General features: G+C 38.1%; 11 protein-coding genes. 6 read left to right on the top strand and 5 right to left on the bottom strand.

Annotated elements, in window-relative coordinates; all coding sequences use genetic code 11:
- Positions 1-6: 6 nt before the first annotated feature.
- Positions 7-2,379, bottom strand: coding sequence for a GAF domain-containing protein (locus ACY2RU_RS14580; RefSeq protein WP_490139213.1), 2,373 nt, complete (start codon positions 2,377-2,379; stop codon positions 7-9).
- Between the two features lie 143 nt (positions 2,380-2,522).
- On the opposite strand from ACY2RU_RS14580, the gene ACY2RU_RS14575 reads away from it, so the two are divergent.
- Positions 2,523-3,638, top strand: a complete 1,116-nt coding sequence (locus ACY2RU_RS14575; protein ID WP_490139212.1) for a redoxin domain-containing protein — start codon at positions 2,523-2,525, stop codon at positions 3,636-3,638.
- On the opposite strand, the gene ACY2RU_RS14570 is transcribed toward ACY2RU_RS14575, so the two are convergent.
- Together ACY2RU_RS14570 and ACY2RU_RS14565 are read right to left on the bottom strand one after the other, a co-directional pair.
- Positions 3,639-4,319, bottom strand: a complete 681-nt coding sequence (locus tag ACY2RU_RS14570; protein WP_490139211.1) for an SIMPL domain-containing protein — start codon at positions 4,317-4,319, stop codon at positions 3,639-3,641.
- Between the two features lie 13 nt (positions 4,320-4,332).
- Positions 4,333-4,983 (bottom strand): rhomboid family intramembrane serine protease, encoded by a 651-nt coding sequence (locus ACY2RU_RS14565; protein WP_490139210.1) that lies wholly within the window; start codon positions 4,981-4,983, stop codon positions 4,333-4,335.
- 89 nt (positions 4,984-5,072) lie between these two features.
- On the opposite strand from ACY2RU_RS14565, the gene ACY2RU_RS14560 reads away from it, so the two are divergent.
- On the top strand, positions 5,073-5,966 hold the full coding sequence (locus ACY2RU_RS14560) for a lysophospholipid acyltransferase family protein (protein WP_490139209.1): 894 nt from the start codon (positions 5,073-5,075) through the stop codon (positions 5,964-5,966).
- On the opposite strand, the gene ACY2RU_RS14555 is transcribed toward ACY2RU_RS14560, so the two are convergent.
- Positions 5,963-7,453 (bottom strand): aminotransferase class V-fold PLP-dependent enzyme, encoded by a 1,491-nt coding sequence (locus tag ACY2RU_RS14555; RefSeq protein WP_490139208.1) that lies wholly within the window; start codon positions 7,451-7,453, stop codon positions 5,963-5,965. The genes ACY2RU_RS14560 and ACY2RU_RS14555 overlap by 4 nt on opposite strands.
- A 38-nt stretch (positions 7,454-7,491) precedes the next feature.
- Entirely contained in the window at positions 7,492-8,880 is a 1,389-nt protein-coding gene (gene glmM, locus ACY2RU_RS14550) for a phosphoglucosamine mutase (protein WP_490139207.1), read from the bottom strand.
- 72 nt (positions 8,881-8,952) lie between these two features.
- Between glmM and ACY2RU_RS14545 the strand changes: the two genes are divergently transcribed.
- The 4 genes from ACY2RU_RS14545 to uvrA all read left to right on the top strand — a co-directional run bounded on the left by ACY2RU_RS14545 (position 8,953) and on the right by uvrA (position 15,444).
- Positions 8,953-9,537, top strand: a complete 585-nt coding sequence (locus tag ACY2RU_RS14545; RefSeq protein ID WP_490139206.1) for an acyl carrier protein phosphodiesterase — start codon at positions 8,953-8,955, stop codon at positions 9,535-9,537.
- Positions 9,534-11,243, top strand: a complete 1,710-nt coding sequence (gene ggt / locus ACY2RU_RS14540) for a gamma-glutamyltransferase (protein WP_490139205.1) — start codon at positions 9,534-9,536, stop codon at positions 11,241-11,243. The genes ACY2RU_RS14545 and ggt overlap by 4 nt, the downstream gene beginning before the upstream one ends.
- Positions 11,244-11,464: 221 nt before the next feature.
- The gene (locus tag ACY2RU_RS14535) at positions 11,465-12,520 is read left to right on the top strand and encodes a hypothetical protein (RefSeq protein WP_490139204.1); all 1,056 of its coding nucleotides are present in this window, start codon (positions 11,465-11,467) and stop codon (positions 12,518-12,520) included.
- A gap of 92 nt (positions 12,521-12,612) precedes the next feature.
- Positions 12,613-15,444 (top strand): excinuclease ABC subunit UvrA, encoded by a 2,832-nt coding sequence (gene uvrA, locus ACY2RU_RS14530; RefSeq protein ID WP_490139203.1) that lies wholly within the window; start codon positions 12,613-12,615, stop codon positions 15,442-15,444.
- Positions 15,445-15,479: the final 35 nt, after the last annotated feature.

Genomic DNA, 15,479 nt, shown 5'->3' with positions numbered 1-15,479 from the left:
AAAAATTCAATTTTCCAATTGCTCCATTAAGTCCTGATAAGTATAGTATTCTTTAGCGTTTGCTTTTCCTTTGGAATACAAAACACTAACACGTATCGCTTTTAAACCTGTTACACCCTGAAGATCTTCGAGATTTACGATCTCCTGGTCTGTATCGAGATATTTTTTAGATTGTAGAAACCCAATGTACTTTAAATATTCTTTTTCATCATTGCCTTGTGAATATACAATGGCGATCTTCCCCGCTTGAGTAACGCGTTCATCGGTACCTTTTATATTGGCCTTATCAACTCGCTTTTTGATAACTTCATAACGAGCATTGTAGGTTCCGTCAACATCAAATCGTTTTTCATCCATTCTAAAGCGAAGCGCAAGGGAGCTATTGAACACCAAGATCATAGACGCCACATCTAATGGCATGGGCAGGGTGCTTTTCATTCTGTAATAGGCATTTTCCATTTCACACATCACTTGTAGCTGCCAGAGACGCAAATTATACAGATAGATTTTATTAAAACTGTTGAGTTTAGTGATCGATTCGCCAATATATAAATTGTGCTCAATACCATCTGTTTTAAAACGTTCAAAGTAATGTGGATACATGGCTTGTGCATCGATCTGTTTTTTGTCTAAGATGGATGCCAAGCGTTTATTGATACTCATAACGCTTTCGTCATAATCTTTACGATGATGATAAACCAGTCCGGTATTAGGCTCTACAAGTTCATAGTAAGCACTAATAAGCTCATTAAGAACCTCCGATTTTTTCGACAAGTGTCTAAATAATGGAGTAATTTCGGCTCGTACGAAGTTTAAAACTTGTCTTTCACTATTTACTTTTAAGGCTTCTTTTAAATCTGAAATATAATCGTTAACCCGATAGATAAGCTGTTCGTAAATAGGCAGTTCTTCTATCGTGTGTATTTTTTGTATTATTTCTGAAATGTGCTCCAATTGCAACAATAGATCTTGTTGTGTGGCAACATTTCTTGCTTCCGAAGACCCTTTAATGTCTATTTGACCAAATAAAGGAAATACTTCTTCAAAAACGATTTCTTTAAATACGGCTTGTTGTCCACTTGCCTGTAAATTGATCACCCTCTTAGCTTCTTTCTTAAATTTCCAATGAACGCTAGGGTGAATGGATGTGCATTCATTTTGAATAAGCAACTCTATCGCATTCTCAGCTAGCTGTTTGGAGCGAACAACAGATTCTACCATAAAAGGCATAATATCCTTGAGTTTTACTGCATTGACCGTATTTAAAGCATTGACCTCATTTGAGGTTAGTTCTAATACAGCCAACACTTTATTGTGATGAACAATGGCGATTAAGATAAAACTGGCAACTCCTTGATCTCTAAACTTCTTATACAATCTGTTGTCTGGGTACATTTCAGCGTACTTAGCTGTATTTGTGACGACGTAAATTTCATTTTGTTTAAAAAGCGTGTAATAGGAAACATCGCACAAGGCATCAACACATTTAACAGAGGTTTCTCCATTTAAAATATAGCTGGGCAGTTCCATGCCGGGAACTATATCAAATGTGCCTTCTTCCGAATTGTAATCTGTGACTCCTATCTTAAGGTTGGGTAATCCGAAAATAGATCTAAAAATACCTTGTGTATCGCCGGTCTGATTGCCATCAATCTTATCATTTTTAAGAAGCTCTGTTTTAAAATTAGAAATTGAAACGTCTAATGTTAGATCAAAGAGTGTAGCAATAACAAAACCTTTAAAAATATAGCTCTTTGGTGGAAATTTTTCTTTCCAAAGTGCAATGTTATCAAAATTTTCAAGGAGTTCGTCAACATCCTCTTGTGTGATATCGATCGCTTTATCTGTTTTGGTTATGTCAGTAAAATCTGCATTGTAAAGCACGCGATAATGGCGCATAATGTTATTGGCATCGCGAACGCTATAATAGGTGGGTCTTCTAAAATCTACTTTATAATTATAGTAAAAAAGTAGTATCATACTACATCCCATAATATAATTCAACGTATCATCAAAACCCGCTAGTACCATTGACCTGTTTTCACTAGGCTCCTTCATGATATCCCGAAAACGCTTAGTCGATTTAAAGATAATATCACGATATGGAACTGTAGCGATCTTTATTTCATTGGATGTAAGAACAGTGGGAAACAGATCCTCAAATAGTAATTCTATTTGTTCTTCATATTCATCGACGTCACTTTGTGAATTGAGACCATCAACTAATTTTGGATACTTCTCTACAATATCAAAGATCTGTTTAGCCCTTGACCTGTATAACTCATTACCATTCTCCAAATGGTTATGGTAGTAATCTACAAGTTTTTGGAAACTGACCTGAATACTTAAAGGAAAATCAGCAGACGTTGATTTCATCATGATTATAGTATATGCTTTACTTATGTAAAAATACCTAAATTTCTCTGTATAACCTTTATAATTGGATAATTAACAAATATTTGAGGGTGACATTTTTTTTCAGAAAAAAGGTTTGCTATTTTTGCGAATATATACCATATGCTATGAAGCCAATTCTATTACTTTTATTGACTGTTTTATTATTCTCTTGCAACGATCAAGAGAACACCTATCGTTTTGAAGGAAATGCCACAGGCTTTTCTGAAGGCACAACCCTCACCGTCTACAAGATCGAAAACAACCAGCCTGTCGCTATCGATACGCTTGCTATTACTAACGGAAGCTTTAGCGCTACTTTTCCGAAGGAAGAAGACGCTGGCTTACGTTATTTTCAAGTATCTGGTACAGAAAATCCAATTCTTTTCTTCCCTGAGAATGAAAATATGAAGGTTCAGTTATACAACGATAGCTTGCAATCATCATATGTTTCTGGAGGCGCTCAGAATGCAGCCTACAGAGCTTTTTCAGAAAAAATAAGAGCTATTACAAAAAAGAAAGAAGAGCAAATAGCCCAATATAATACGGCTAGAAACCAGCAGGATGAAATGTTGATGAGCGAGATCAGAAATAGTAATGCTAAGCTCATTTCCGAAGAAAAACAAATTAAAAGAGATTTTATAAAATCTAACGGACAATCAACCTTTTCTGCTATGTTGTTAGCCGAAATGCTTCAGCGTAAAGAAGTTACAGCTGTGGAAGCAGGTGATCTGCTAGAAGGTTTTAGTCCGAAATTAAAAGCGAATCCAATTGTCACTTCAGTGAAACAAACCATAGACGGTATGAAAGGATCTGAAATTGGTGGCGTAGCTCCTACTTTTACTGCACCAACGCCAGAAGGTACTATGTTGTCACTTTCGGATGCGATGGGTGAATATACCTTGATCGACTTCTGGGCGTCTTGGTGTAAACCATGCCGCAGAGAGAATCCAAATGTGGTAAAAGTCTACGAAAAATACCACGATAAGGGATTGAATATTATTAGCATATCACTTGACAAGGAAAGTCAGAAGGACCGATGGATCAAAGCTATCGCAGATGATCAAATGGATTGGTACCACGTTTCTAACTTACAATTCTGGCAAGATCCTATTGCTAGACAATACAGTGTTCGATCAATTCCTGCTACTTTTTTGATCGACAAAAATGGTCGAATTGTTGCTAAAAATTTACGGGGTCCAGCTTTAGAAGCGAAAATAGCTTCGCTCCTGGGAGGTTCTTAATTAGTTAAGCAAGAAACTAACATTCACTTGCACCTTGATCTCTAGTTCCCCTGGTGCCATTGTTTGTCCGCTGCCATCTGAACTTGCCGCTGCCATTTTACCGCGATATAAGGTAGGCTGGATTTGGTTTTGACTAAACTCACTTATGGAAACTGCCTTACCCACCGTTTGGTTTATTGCTCCTGCATATTCTTCGGCTTTCATTTTAGCGTTTTGCATAGCATTTTTACGTGCCTGAGATTCTAAGCTTTTTATGTCTGAAGAATTAAAGGTCACGCCATCAATTCGATTAATCCCGGTTTCGAGAAGACCATCCATAACATCTTCGTATTTAGAAAGATCTTTTAGCTGAATTGAGATTGCTTGGTTCGCTGCGTAATTGTACGATTTTGTGTTGTGCTCGTAATTTTTTGCTAGACGTAAATATTCCGTTTTATAATCCTTTTCATTGATTTTCATTCCTTTTAAGAATGCTATTACCTTACTCACGGTTGCGTCATTTTGTTGCTTGACCATTTTAGGGTCATCGCCTGTATTTTCAACGCGGACTTTAATAGTTACCTGGTCTGGAATTACACTAACAATACCTTCTCCCGATATGTCAACAGTAGCTTGTGGAATGTTTTGAGCGGTCATAATAGTTGTGATTAGAAAAGTGAATATGATTAAAGTTGTTTTCATGATTTCTGAAATTTTAAAGTTTACCAAGTTTGTGAAGCAGAAAGAGTAATACAATAGGTACTGCGAGCAGCGCTACGATCCATAAGCTCGTTGTTAGCAAACTAGGAACAAAAGCGATAGATAATATATATCCAGCAATCGCTCCTCCGAAATGGGCGTCATGTCCAATATTGCCTAATCTGTTCTTCATGCCGTATATAGAGTATAATAAATATAATATTCCAAAAATCCAAGCAGGTATGGCAATTGGAATAAAGAACAGATAAAGCCCCATATCTGGGTTAAACAAGATTGCACTGTATAAAATTCCTGTTACAGCGCCACTAGCTCCTACGGCGCTATAATGGTATTCATCCTTATGAAAGAAAAAGGATAGCATATTCCCAACGATCAAACTTAAAATATAGATGAGTACAAATTTCCCCGTTCCAACCCTATTGATGACAACATCGGCAAAAAAGAATAAGGTGAGCATATTAAACAACAGGTGGGAGAAATCTACATGTAAAAACCCCGAAGTAAACATGCGTATTTGCTCGCCTCGACGGATTCCAGCAATGTTAAATTTATACTTTTCAAAAAATGTAAAATCATTAAAACCTTTCAAGGAAATTAAGACGTTGGCAGCAATAATGATTATTGTGGCAATATTCAGATCGAACATATGCAAGTAATTAAAAAATGTTAAACGATGATTGTTAATTCATAATGTGCTTGTCCTCAAAAATAGTTAGTTTTGTGCTAACATTACCTATGCAACGCCTAGTTTATCTTATCGTCTACCCACTGCTTTGGTTGGTTTCTATTTTGCCCTTTCGCTTGCTTTACGCATTGTCTGATGGGCTATTTGTATTGCTTTATTATGTAGTTGGTTATCGGAAAAAGACCGTTCGTGAAAACTTGCAGCTAGTTTTTCCGCAGAAATCTAACAAAGAGATAAAACAGATCTCAAAAAAATTCTATCATCATTTTTGCGACATGATCGTAGAGGCTATCAAATCGATGACCATTTCCGAAGAAGACCTTAAAAAACGATATGTATTTACCAATATTGAAGAAATTCATAAGATCGAAAAGCAAGGGAAGAGTATAATTCTCATGTGTGCCCATTACGGAAGCTGGGAATGGATCTTTATAATGAATAGATATGTAAACCACAAAGGATATGCTGTTTACAAACGGTTAGCGAATAAATACTTTGATGCTTTAGTTAAAAAAATTCGTGCGAGATACGATACGCAGCTTATTACAACCAAAGAGACGGTTCATAAATTAGGAGCTGCTAAGTTGAGAGGAGAACTTACCATTAATGGTTTTGTTTCAGATCAATCTCCAAAATGGCATAAGGCCTTTTATTGGCAAAAATTCATGGGAATTAAAGTTCCCGTCTATACTGGGGCAGAAATGCTGGCTAAAAAGTTAGATATGGCGGTGGTATTTTTTCATGTACGCCGAAAAAAGAGAGGTTTTTATGAGACCTCTTTTACTACGGTAACTATGAACCCCAAGGAATATAAGGATTACGAGATCACTGACATATTTTTAAAATTTGTAGAGGATCAAATTAAGGAAGCACCCGAATATTATCTATGGACGCATAAGCGTTGGAAACATCGTGACAAAGTGCCACCTGAGTTTCAAAATTAAAATTCAAACCAGCTTTGCGAAAGTCCAGATGTGACAGCGTCTGTTTCGGTGCAATGTATATACTTAAAATTCTTTTCGATATAGTCCTCTTTCCATGTCTTGTAGTTTTCCGCTAAGGCAATTATACTATCACAAACAAATTCAATTTCGGCATTTGTGGTAGTTGGATGAATTGAAACACGCACCCAACCTGGTTTTAAAGCATAATTTCCTTCCATAACTTTCTGAATAATGTCATCAGAAGACTGCTCATCGATTTCCAAGAGATAATGACCATAGGTTCCAGCACAACTACACCCACCGCGCGATTGAATTCCGAAGCGATCATTTAAGATCTTTACGGCCAGATCGTGATGACAATCTCCAACTGTAAACGATATAACACCTAAACGATCTGTATGCTCTCCAGCCAATATAGAGATCTCGGGATGTGAACTCAAACGTTCAAAGATATATTCAAGCTGTTCGTGTTCACGTTTTAAAATATTAACCACTCCCATCTTTTCTTTGAGCTTCATTGCCAAGGAAATCCGAATTGCCTGTAGAAAGCCTGGGGTTCCCCCATCTTCCCGTTCTTCAATATTTTCAATGTAGCGATGCTTCCCCCAAGGGTTTGTCCAAGAAACTGTTCCACCACCCGGATTGTCTGGGATAAGATTTTTATATAACTTTTTATTAAAAATCAACACTCCACTAGTTCCCGGTCCGCCAAGAAACTTATGTGGTGACATAAAAATAGCATCTAAATACGCTTCGGGATCGGCGGGATGCATATTCACATCAATATACGGGGCAGAACATGCAAAATCCACAAAGCAGAGTCCGTTGTGCTGATGCATCAACTTCGCGACCTCATAGTAAGGCGTTCTTATTCCTGTTACATTTGAACAGCTAGTGATCGAGGCAATTTTATAGGCTGCGTCTTTATGTTCTTTCAGTACCTTTTTAAAATTCTCTATACAAAATAACCCAAGTTCATTACACGGAATAACAATCACTTTGGCTATCGTTTCAAGCCATGAGGTTTGATTGCTATGATGTTCCATATGTGATATAAACACAACGGGACGTTCTTGTTCAGAGATCTGAACACGGTCTCTTATCTGCTCCGGAATTTTAAGTCCTAGGATACGTTGAAACTTATTTACCACCCCTGTCATTCCTGAACCACTTGTCAATAATACATCATCATCGGCTGCATTTACGTGTTCCTTGATGATGTTTCGAGCTTGGTGGTAGGCATGTGTCATGGTTGTTCCCATGACTGAAGTTTCTGTATGCGTATTGGCTACAAAAGGACCAAAATCATTCCGCATTTTATCTTCTATCGGGCCGTAAAGTCTGCCGCTAGCAGTCCAATCGGTGTAAATGATATTCTTTTTACCGTAAGGCGACTCAAAAGTTTGATCGATCCCTAAAATTTGCTTTCGAAAAGGCTCAAAATAAGTTTCAAGTGCTGTTTTTTGTAGCTTCGGAACAGTTTGCATCTCAGTATGAATTATCTATACGATAAAGATAAAAACTTTTAACGGTTCGATATAGCTTTTATCTCGGAAATGAAACGATCGCCAAGTGCATCTGCTTCCTCCTGTGATTTCGCTTCCGTATAAATACGAATAATAGGTTCTGTGTTTGATTTCCGAAGATGAACCCAATTTTCAGCAAAATCGATCTTTACTCCATCGATCGTCTGAATTTCTTCGGAAGCATATTTTTCTGCCATCGTTTTTAAGATCCCGTCTACATCCAAATCGGGTGTAAGCGCAATTTTCTTTTTACCCATAAAATACGAAGTATACTCCTTCCGAAGATCACTTACCGCTATTCTACGTTCAGCTAAGTAACTCAAAAATAAAGCGATCCCCACTAAACTATCTCTTCCGTAGTGCAATTCAGGATAAATGATTCCTCCGTTTCCTTCACCACCAATCACTGCTTTGGTATCTTTCATTTTTTGAACCACATTTACCTCTCCAACAGCACTAGCAGCGTATGACTGACCGTGTTTTTCGGTGATATCACGTAACGCACGCGAAGACGACATATTTGAAACTGTGCTTCCTGGGGTCTTTTGAAGAACATAATCTGCAATTGCTACAAGAGTGTATTCTTCGCCAAACATTTCTCCCTTTTCATCTACAAAAGCTAACCGGTCTACATCAGGATCTACCACTATTCCGAAGTCGGCTCGCTCCGTTACAACCAATTCCATCAAATCACCTAAATGCTCCTTTAAAGGTTCTGGATTATGCGGGAATTCACCATTTGGGGTACAATAAAGTTTTACTGGATGAACATCTAAAGCCTCCAATAAAAGGGGTACAGCAATTCCTCCTGTAGAGTTTACACCGTCAACAACCACCTTAAATTTTGCCTTTTTGATAGCCTCTACGTTTACTAAGGGTAGGTCTAAAATCTCATCAATATGAAGATCAATATAAGCGTCATTCTTGGTGATCTTTCCAAGATCGTCTACGGCTGCAAATTGAATTTCATTGCCTTCAGCAAGATCCAGAATTTGTTGTCCGGCGGCTGCATTTAAAAACTCTCCATCCTTGTTCAATAATTTTAATGCATTCCATTGCTTCGGATTATGGCTGGCTGTTAAGATAATTCCTCCATCTGCATGTTCCATCGTTACTGCCATTTCAACAGTTGGAGTGGTTGATAAATTTAGGTCAATTACATGAATGCCCATTCCTACCAAGGTATTCATAACCAGTTGTTGTACCATTTCACCCGAGATCCGAGCATCACGGCCAACTACTACCTTGTATTGGTCTTTAGAACGTTGTTGTTTAATCCAACTACCATAAGCTGCCGCGTATTTTACAGCGTCAATAGGTGTTAAATTTTCCCCTTGCGAACCTCCTATGGTTCCACGTATTCCTGAAATGGATTTGATAAGTGTCATGTACGTAAATTTTGTGCAAATATACTTTTTTAAAACGGGAAAACTTCGGGGGTAATTTGTAAATTGTGCAGAATGAACTTCCTTGCACACATCTATCTTTCTGGAGACTCTGAAGGTATAATAATTGGCAATTTTATTGCCGATGGTATCAAAGGCTCTAAATACAAAAAATACCCGCTTGAAATTCAAAAAGGGATCTTACTTCACAGAGGTATTGACAGCTTTACCGATGGCCACCCTACCGTTAAAAAAAGCACCAAGAAATTACACAAGAATTACGGCCATTATAGTGGGGTTATCGTCGATATTTTATACGATCACTTTTTAGCGAAAAATTGGCATGATTATCATGAGAAACCGCTTGCCGACTTTGTTGATGATTTCTATAAGCTACTGCGTGATAATTATGAGATCCTTCCAGGACGTATTCAACGTATGATGCCGTATATGCTGTCTGATAACTGGTTGCTGAGCTATGCTACGATTCCAGGAATCAGTAAGATCTTAAACCAAATGAACATACGTACCAAAGGCGTTTCTAATATGAATTTCGCCGTCATGGAACTCGAAGAATATTACAACGAATTTGAAGCAGAATTCACCTCTTTCTTCGAAGAACTCATTCTCTTTTCTAAAAATAAACTAAGAACCCTATGAAACGTATCATCCTTGCGATCTTTACGGTCTTTCTGATAGCGTGTAAAGAAACGCCCGAAAAAGTAACGTCCAAAGAAGCATCTATTCCTGTCAAAGGCCTCATTAGTGACAACGCCATGGTGGTTTCAGCACGAGAAGAGGCTTCCAAAATTGGTGCAGACATCATGAAAAAAGGAGGTAATGCCTTTGATGCGATGGTTGCAACAGAAATGGCCCTTGCTGTTACATTTCCGTATGCGGGAAATTTAGGCGGCGGTGGTTTTATGGTCTTTCGCACACAATACGGAGAGATCGGAGCCTTAGATTATCGGGAAAAAGCACCAATACGTGCTTCACGCGACATGTTTTTAGACGAAAAAGGCGAATTTATTCAGGATAAAAGTAAAGTAGGCGGACTCGCAGTGGGGGTGCCAGGAACTATTGCTGGAATCTTTGCTGTACACGAAAAATTAGGCTCGCTGCCTATCGAAGAAATTCTAGATCCTGTAATTACTTTAGCTGAAAACGGATTTGTTATTACCGAAGATCAATCAATACGATTCGCTCATTACGGCCCTATCTTTGAGGAAGTCAATGGTGAGACATCCATTTATAACGAAGCAAATTCTGCGGGTAGTATTTTTAAAAATCAGGCCTTGGCCAATACTTTAAAACGAATTTCCAAAAACGGACGTTCTGAGTTTTACCAAGGTGAAAGTGCTAAAATACTCGTAGATTTTATGCAAGAGCATGACGGAATTATCTCGTTAGAAGACCTTAAGGCCTATGAAGCTGAGTGGCGAGAACCCATTGTTTTTGATTATAAAGATTTAAAGATCATTTCAATGTCACCACCCTCAAGTGGCGGGGTGTGTTTAGCGCAGATCATGAAAGCCATTGAGCCTTATCCCTTGGCTGATTTTGGTCATAACAGCCTTAAGGCGATACAAGTGATAACCGAAGCTGAAAGACGAGCCTATGCTGATAGAAGTTTTTATTTAGGAGATCCAGATTTTGTTGATATTCCTGTAGACACCCTTGTTTCAAAGGGATATCTAAACGGAAGAATGAATAATTTTTCTTTTGATAAAGCGACGCCTTCTTCTGAAATGGCCGCGGGAAGTATTCCAGGTTATGAAAGTATGGAGACTACCCACTACTCTATTGTAGATCAATTTGGAAATGCTATTGCAGTTACTACAACACTAAATGCGGCATTTGGTTCAAAATTATATGTCAAAGAATTGGGTTTCTTCTTAAATAATGAAATGGACGATTTTAGTGCGAAACCAGGGGAACCTAATATGTTCGGTCTCATTGGTGGAGAGGCAAACGCCATTGCACCTCAAAAACGAATGCTGAGCTCTATGACTCCCACTTTAGTTGAACGAGATGGTAAACTTTGGATGAGTGTAGGTACACCAGGAGGCTCAACTATAATTACTTCAGTATTGCAGACTATTTTAAATGTGTACGAATTTGACATGAATATGCAGGAAGCTGTTAATGCTCCACGCTTTCACCACCAATGGCTACCTGATATAGTCATGTTTGAGCCAGAATCATTTCCGAAGTCAACCTTAGACAGCTTAACCAAGAAAGGCTATAATATTGATGAAGAAAATGCTCCGGTCATTGGAAAGGTAGATGGTATTTTGGTCTTAGAAAATGGCAAATTGGAAGGTGGCGCCGACTGGCGAGGGGATGATACCGCTGTTGGTTTCTAAACAACTTTTGTTAATTTTATGTTGTTGGTCGGAAATGGAGTACCAAACAACGAATTGTAAGTAAATTACTACAAAATGTAAGAAAAAAAAATAATATTTGAGGCTAAAGTAAAGATCCTATGTTTCGAAGATCTTGTAGCAAGATTAATTTGTAACGAAAAAGATGAGGTATCTCCTTTTGAAGAAATATTTTTATTTCAATCAAATTGGTTCAAATATATGTGACCCCAACCCTGCAATACATACGTGATTGTAGTATGACCATGAAGAAAAAGTCTGTAGTAAGTAGTTTTATAGATATAGTACCTGTTATTCTTAGCGGGTTCGTGTGTTTAGGACTTATCTTCTTGTTATATGATAAATCAATTAGTTCACCAAATTTTGAAAAGACCTTAGAGGCCGTTTCCCCCATTTTTATTGCAATTAGCGGTATTGTTTCTATAACGATCATGGGCTATCTTGCATTTAGAGCCATGAGCCTAAAGGGAATAAGAGCTTCTTCCATGAGTTCATTAAGTGAGGTAACCCAGAAAATGCATCACTTTAGAAACATTCTGTTGCTCCTACTACGATCTAAAATGTGGCTTTCAGGACTAAAAGAGTATATCGATGATGAATTTGAAGGATTGAACTTTTTTGAGGTCAAAGAATTTTATAAAGGAAAATCTAAACTCGCGATCGAATTTTTACAGGAATCACATCATTATGGCGATACTGAAAATTTATACCTAGAAATGAAATCGCTTTTAATGACAAGTACTAAGGATAAAAAAATTCCTGAAAATATCGATTTCCCAAACGTCTATAACAGAGAAATTGTAGACAAGTGGTTACAACACAAATGTGGCTCCGGACTTTGGTATTACTTCGGTTATAAATTTGCCGACTACAAAGAATCGCTCGATATTGAAGCCGTTTTTGAGCGACATCAGGAAAAAATAATGACGCTTGCCCATAGTATTGATGCCAGCGCCTTTGAAGATTCCTCGTTTAATGAAGTGTTCTTATCGAGGTTAGGTGAATATATGAGTAAGGAAGTGCTTCCAAAATTATACGAATTGCAGGGGCCAGATACCAGTCAGTTGCCCGCTTCATTACGCTATGTATATTTGATATTTCTCCTTTTTGTCTTTTTTGGAGTGCTTCTTCCACTACTTTCCTTAATTCTTAGTCTCCCGGCATTGGCCCTAATTGTAGGGTTTTCGGTGATCATTAGCAGTATCTTTTTTGTAGCTATCTCGCTATATCCATTTCTACGGAAAGAGATCATCGAATAGCGTTTCTTCCGAAGAAAATTTCAGCAAATATTAACATCTCACACTGTAGAGGAACTCTAAATTTTCAATCGATTTAAGTACCTTTGCAAACTATGACAAAAAATGAGGATGTTATTGAAGTTTTAGGTGCTCGTGTACATAATTTAAAGGATATTGATGTTAAGATCCCGCGAGAAAAACTAGTTGTTATTACGGGGCTCTCAGGGAGTGGAAAATCTTCCTTGGCCTTTGATACAATTTACGCCGAAGGCCAACGTCGTTACATTGAAACATTCTCTGCTTACGCAAGACAATTTTTGGGTAATCTTGAACGCCCCGATGTCGATAAAATTGATGGCCTTTCACCGGTGATCGCCATTGAGCAAAAAACAACCAGTAAGAGCCCGAGATCTACCGTTGGAACCATTACAGAGATATATGACTTTCTTCGTCTTTTCTTTGCTCGTGCTAGTGATGCCTATAGCTATAACACGGGCGAACGCATGGTAAGTTATAGTGATGAGCAGATCAAAGAATTAATTCTAAATGATTTTGAAGGAAAGAAAGTTAGTATTCTAGCACCAATTATTCGTTCAAGAAAAGGACATTATCGCGAACTCTTCGAGCAAATTGCCAAACAAGGCTTCCTAAAAGTACGTGTCGACGGGGAAGTTAAGGATATTGTTAAAGGGATGCGAATCGACAGATACAAAACTCACGATATTGAGACGGTTATCGATCGATTAAAGATCTCCAAGGAAACCGACAATGAAAAACGTTTATCCGAATCCATTGTAACTGCTATGTATCACGGTGATGATGTGATGATGGTTCTTGATAACGAAACCAACGAAGCAAGATATTTTAGTCGGTCATTAATGTGCCCGTCTAGCGGAATCTCATACCCAAATCCAGAACCTAACAATTTTTCTTTTAACTCTCCTAAAGGTATGTGCCCTAGGTGTAAAGGACTTGGGGAGTTATATGAAGTCAACCTTGACAAGATCATTCCAGATGGTAAACTTTCAATAAAACAAGGTGCTTTGGCGCCACACGGACCGCAAAAAAGCAATTGGGTATTTAAACAACTCGAGTTGATTGCCGAACGCTTTAATTTTAAATTGAGTGATCCGTTTAAAGATATTCCGAAGGAAGCAAAAGAAATGATCTTCCACGGAGGTCACGATAAATTTGATGTGGAGTCAAAAACATTAGGGATCACGAGAAAGTATAAAATTGAGTTTGAAGGTGTTGCGACTTTTATTCAAAACACTTTTGAAGCCAATGAATCTAAGTCGTTACAACGCTGGGCGAAAGACTATATGGACAAGATTGCTTGCCCTGAATGCGGCGGAAGCAGACTTCGGAAAGAATCGCTTTACTTTAAAGTGAATGGGAAAAACATCTCAGAACTCGCAAACATGGATGTGGTCGAGTTAGCACATTGGTTTAAACATCTCGAAAGAGAACTGAGCGAAACACAACAGAAAATTGCTGGAGAGATCATTAAAGAGGTACGATCCCGACTTCAATTCTTGTTAGATGTTGGACTCACCTACTTAGCGCTTGACCGAAGCTCAAAATCATTATCTGGGGGCGAAGCACAAAGAATTAGACTGGCCACTCAAATAGGCTCACAATTGGTTGGTGTGCTTTATATCCTTGATGAACCAAGTATTGGCTTACATCAACGTGATAATGAAAAGTTGATCAAGTCACTCATTGCCTTAAAGGAACTGGGGAATTCTGTGATCGTTGTCGAACACGATAAAGAAATGATCGAGCACGCCGATTATGTGATCGATATTGGCCCTGCGGCTGGAAAATATGGTGGAGAGATTGTTTCTATGGGTACTCCTTCGGAAATCTTAAAACACCATACGCTTACGGCCGACTATCTCAATGGGACCAAATCTATTGAACTTCCGAAGAAAAGACGTGAAGGCAACGGAAAGACACTTACATTAACCGGTGCTACAGGAAATAATTTAAAAAATGTTTCCATAGATATTCCGTTAGGAAAAATGATCGGAGTAACAGGCGTTTCGGGAAGTGGTAAATCAACACTCATCAATGAGACCCTCTACCCTATTTTGAATGCGCACTTCTTTAATGGTGTTAAAAAACCAATGCCTTATAAAAAGATCAAAGGATTGGAACATTTAGACAAGGTGATTGACATCAACCAATCGCCTATTGGGAGAACACCTCGGAGCAATCCAGCTACTTATACGGGTGTTTTTTCTGAAATACGAAGTCTTTTTGCTAAAGTTCCTGAAGCTTTGATCCGTGGATATAAACCTGGGCGTTTTAGTTTTAATGTATCTGGAGGACGTTGTGAAACCTGTAAAGGTGGTGGTTTACGAGTGATCGAAATGAATTTTCTACCCGACGTTTATGTAGAATGCGAAACTTGTCAAGGGAAACGTTTTAATAGAGAAACACTTGAAATACGCTATAAAGGAAAATCGATTTACGATGTTTTGGAAATGACCATAGACGAAGCATGTGATTTCTTTGAAGCGATACCAAAAATATATAGAAAACTTAAGACCATTCAAGATGTTGGTCTTGGTTATATTACGCTCGGTCAACAGTCTACTACGCTCTCAGGAGGTGAAGCCCAACGTATCAAATTGGCAACTGAATTATCAAAACGCGATACAGGAAACACCTTTTATATTCTTGATGAACCAACAACCGGTTTACATTTTGAAGATATACGGGTGCTGATGTTAGTTTTAAATAAATTAGTTCAGAAGGGTAACACAGTCTTAATTATTGAACATAATCTTGATGTGATCAAGACCGTTGATTATATTATAGATATAGGCCCGGAAGGTGGAAAAAAAGGCGGAAAAGTTATAGCCTTGGGAACACCTGAAGAAGTTGCCAACAATAAAAAAAGTCATACCGCCCGCTTCCTTAAAAAAGAACTACTTTAGACGGCATGCGGTCTGATAACAGATGATGATATTAA

The organism is Ulvibacter sp. 2305UL32-6 (assembly GCF_058148545.1).
This window is presented reverse-complemented; position numbering and strand designations above follow the sequence as displayed.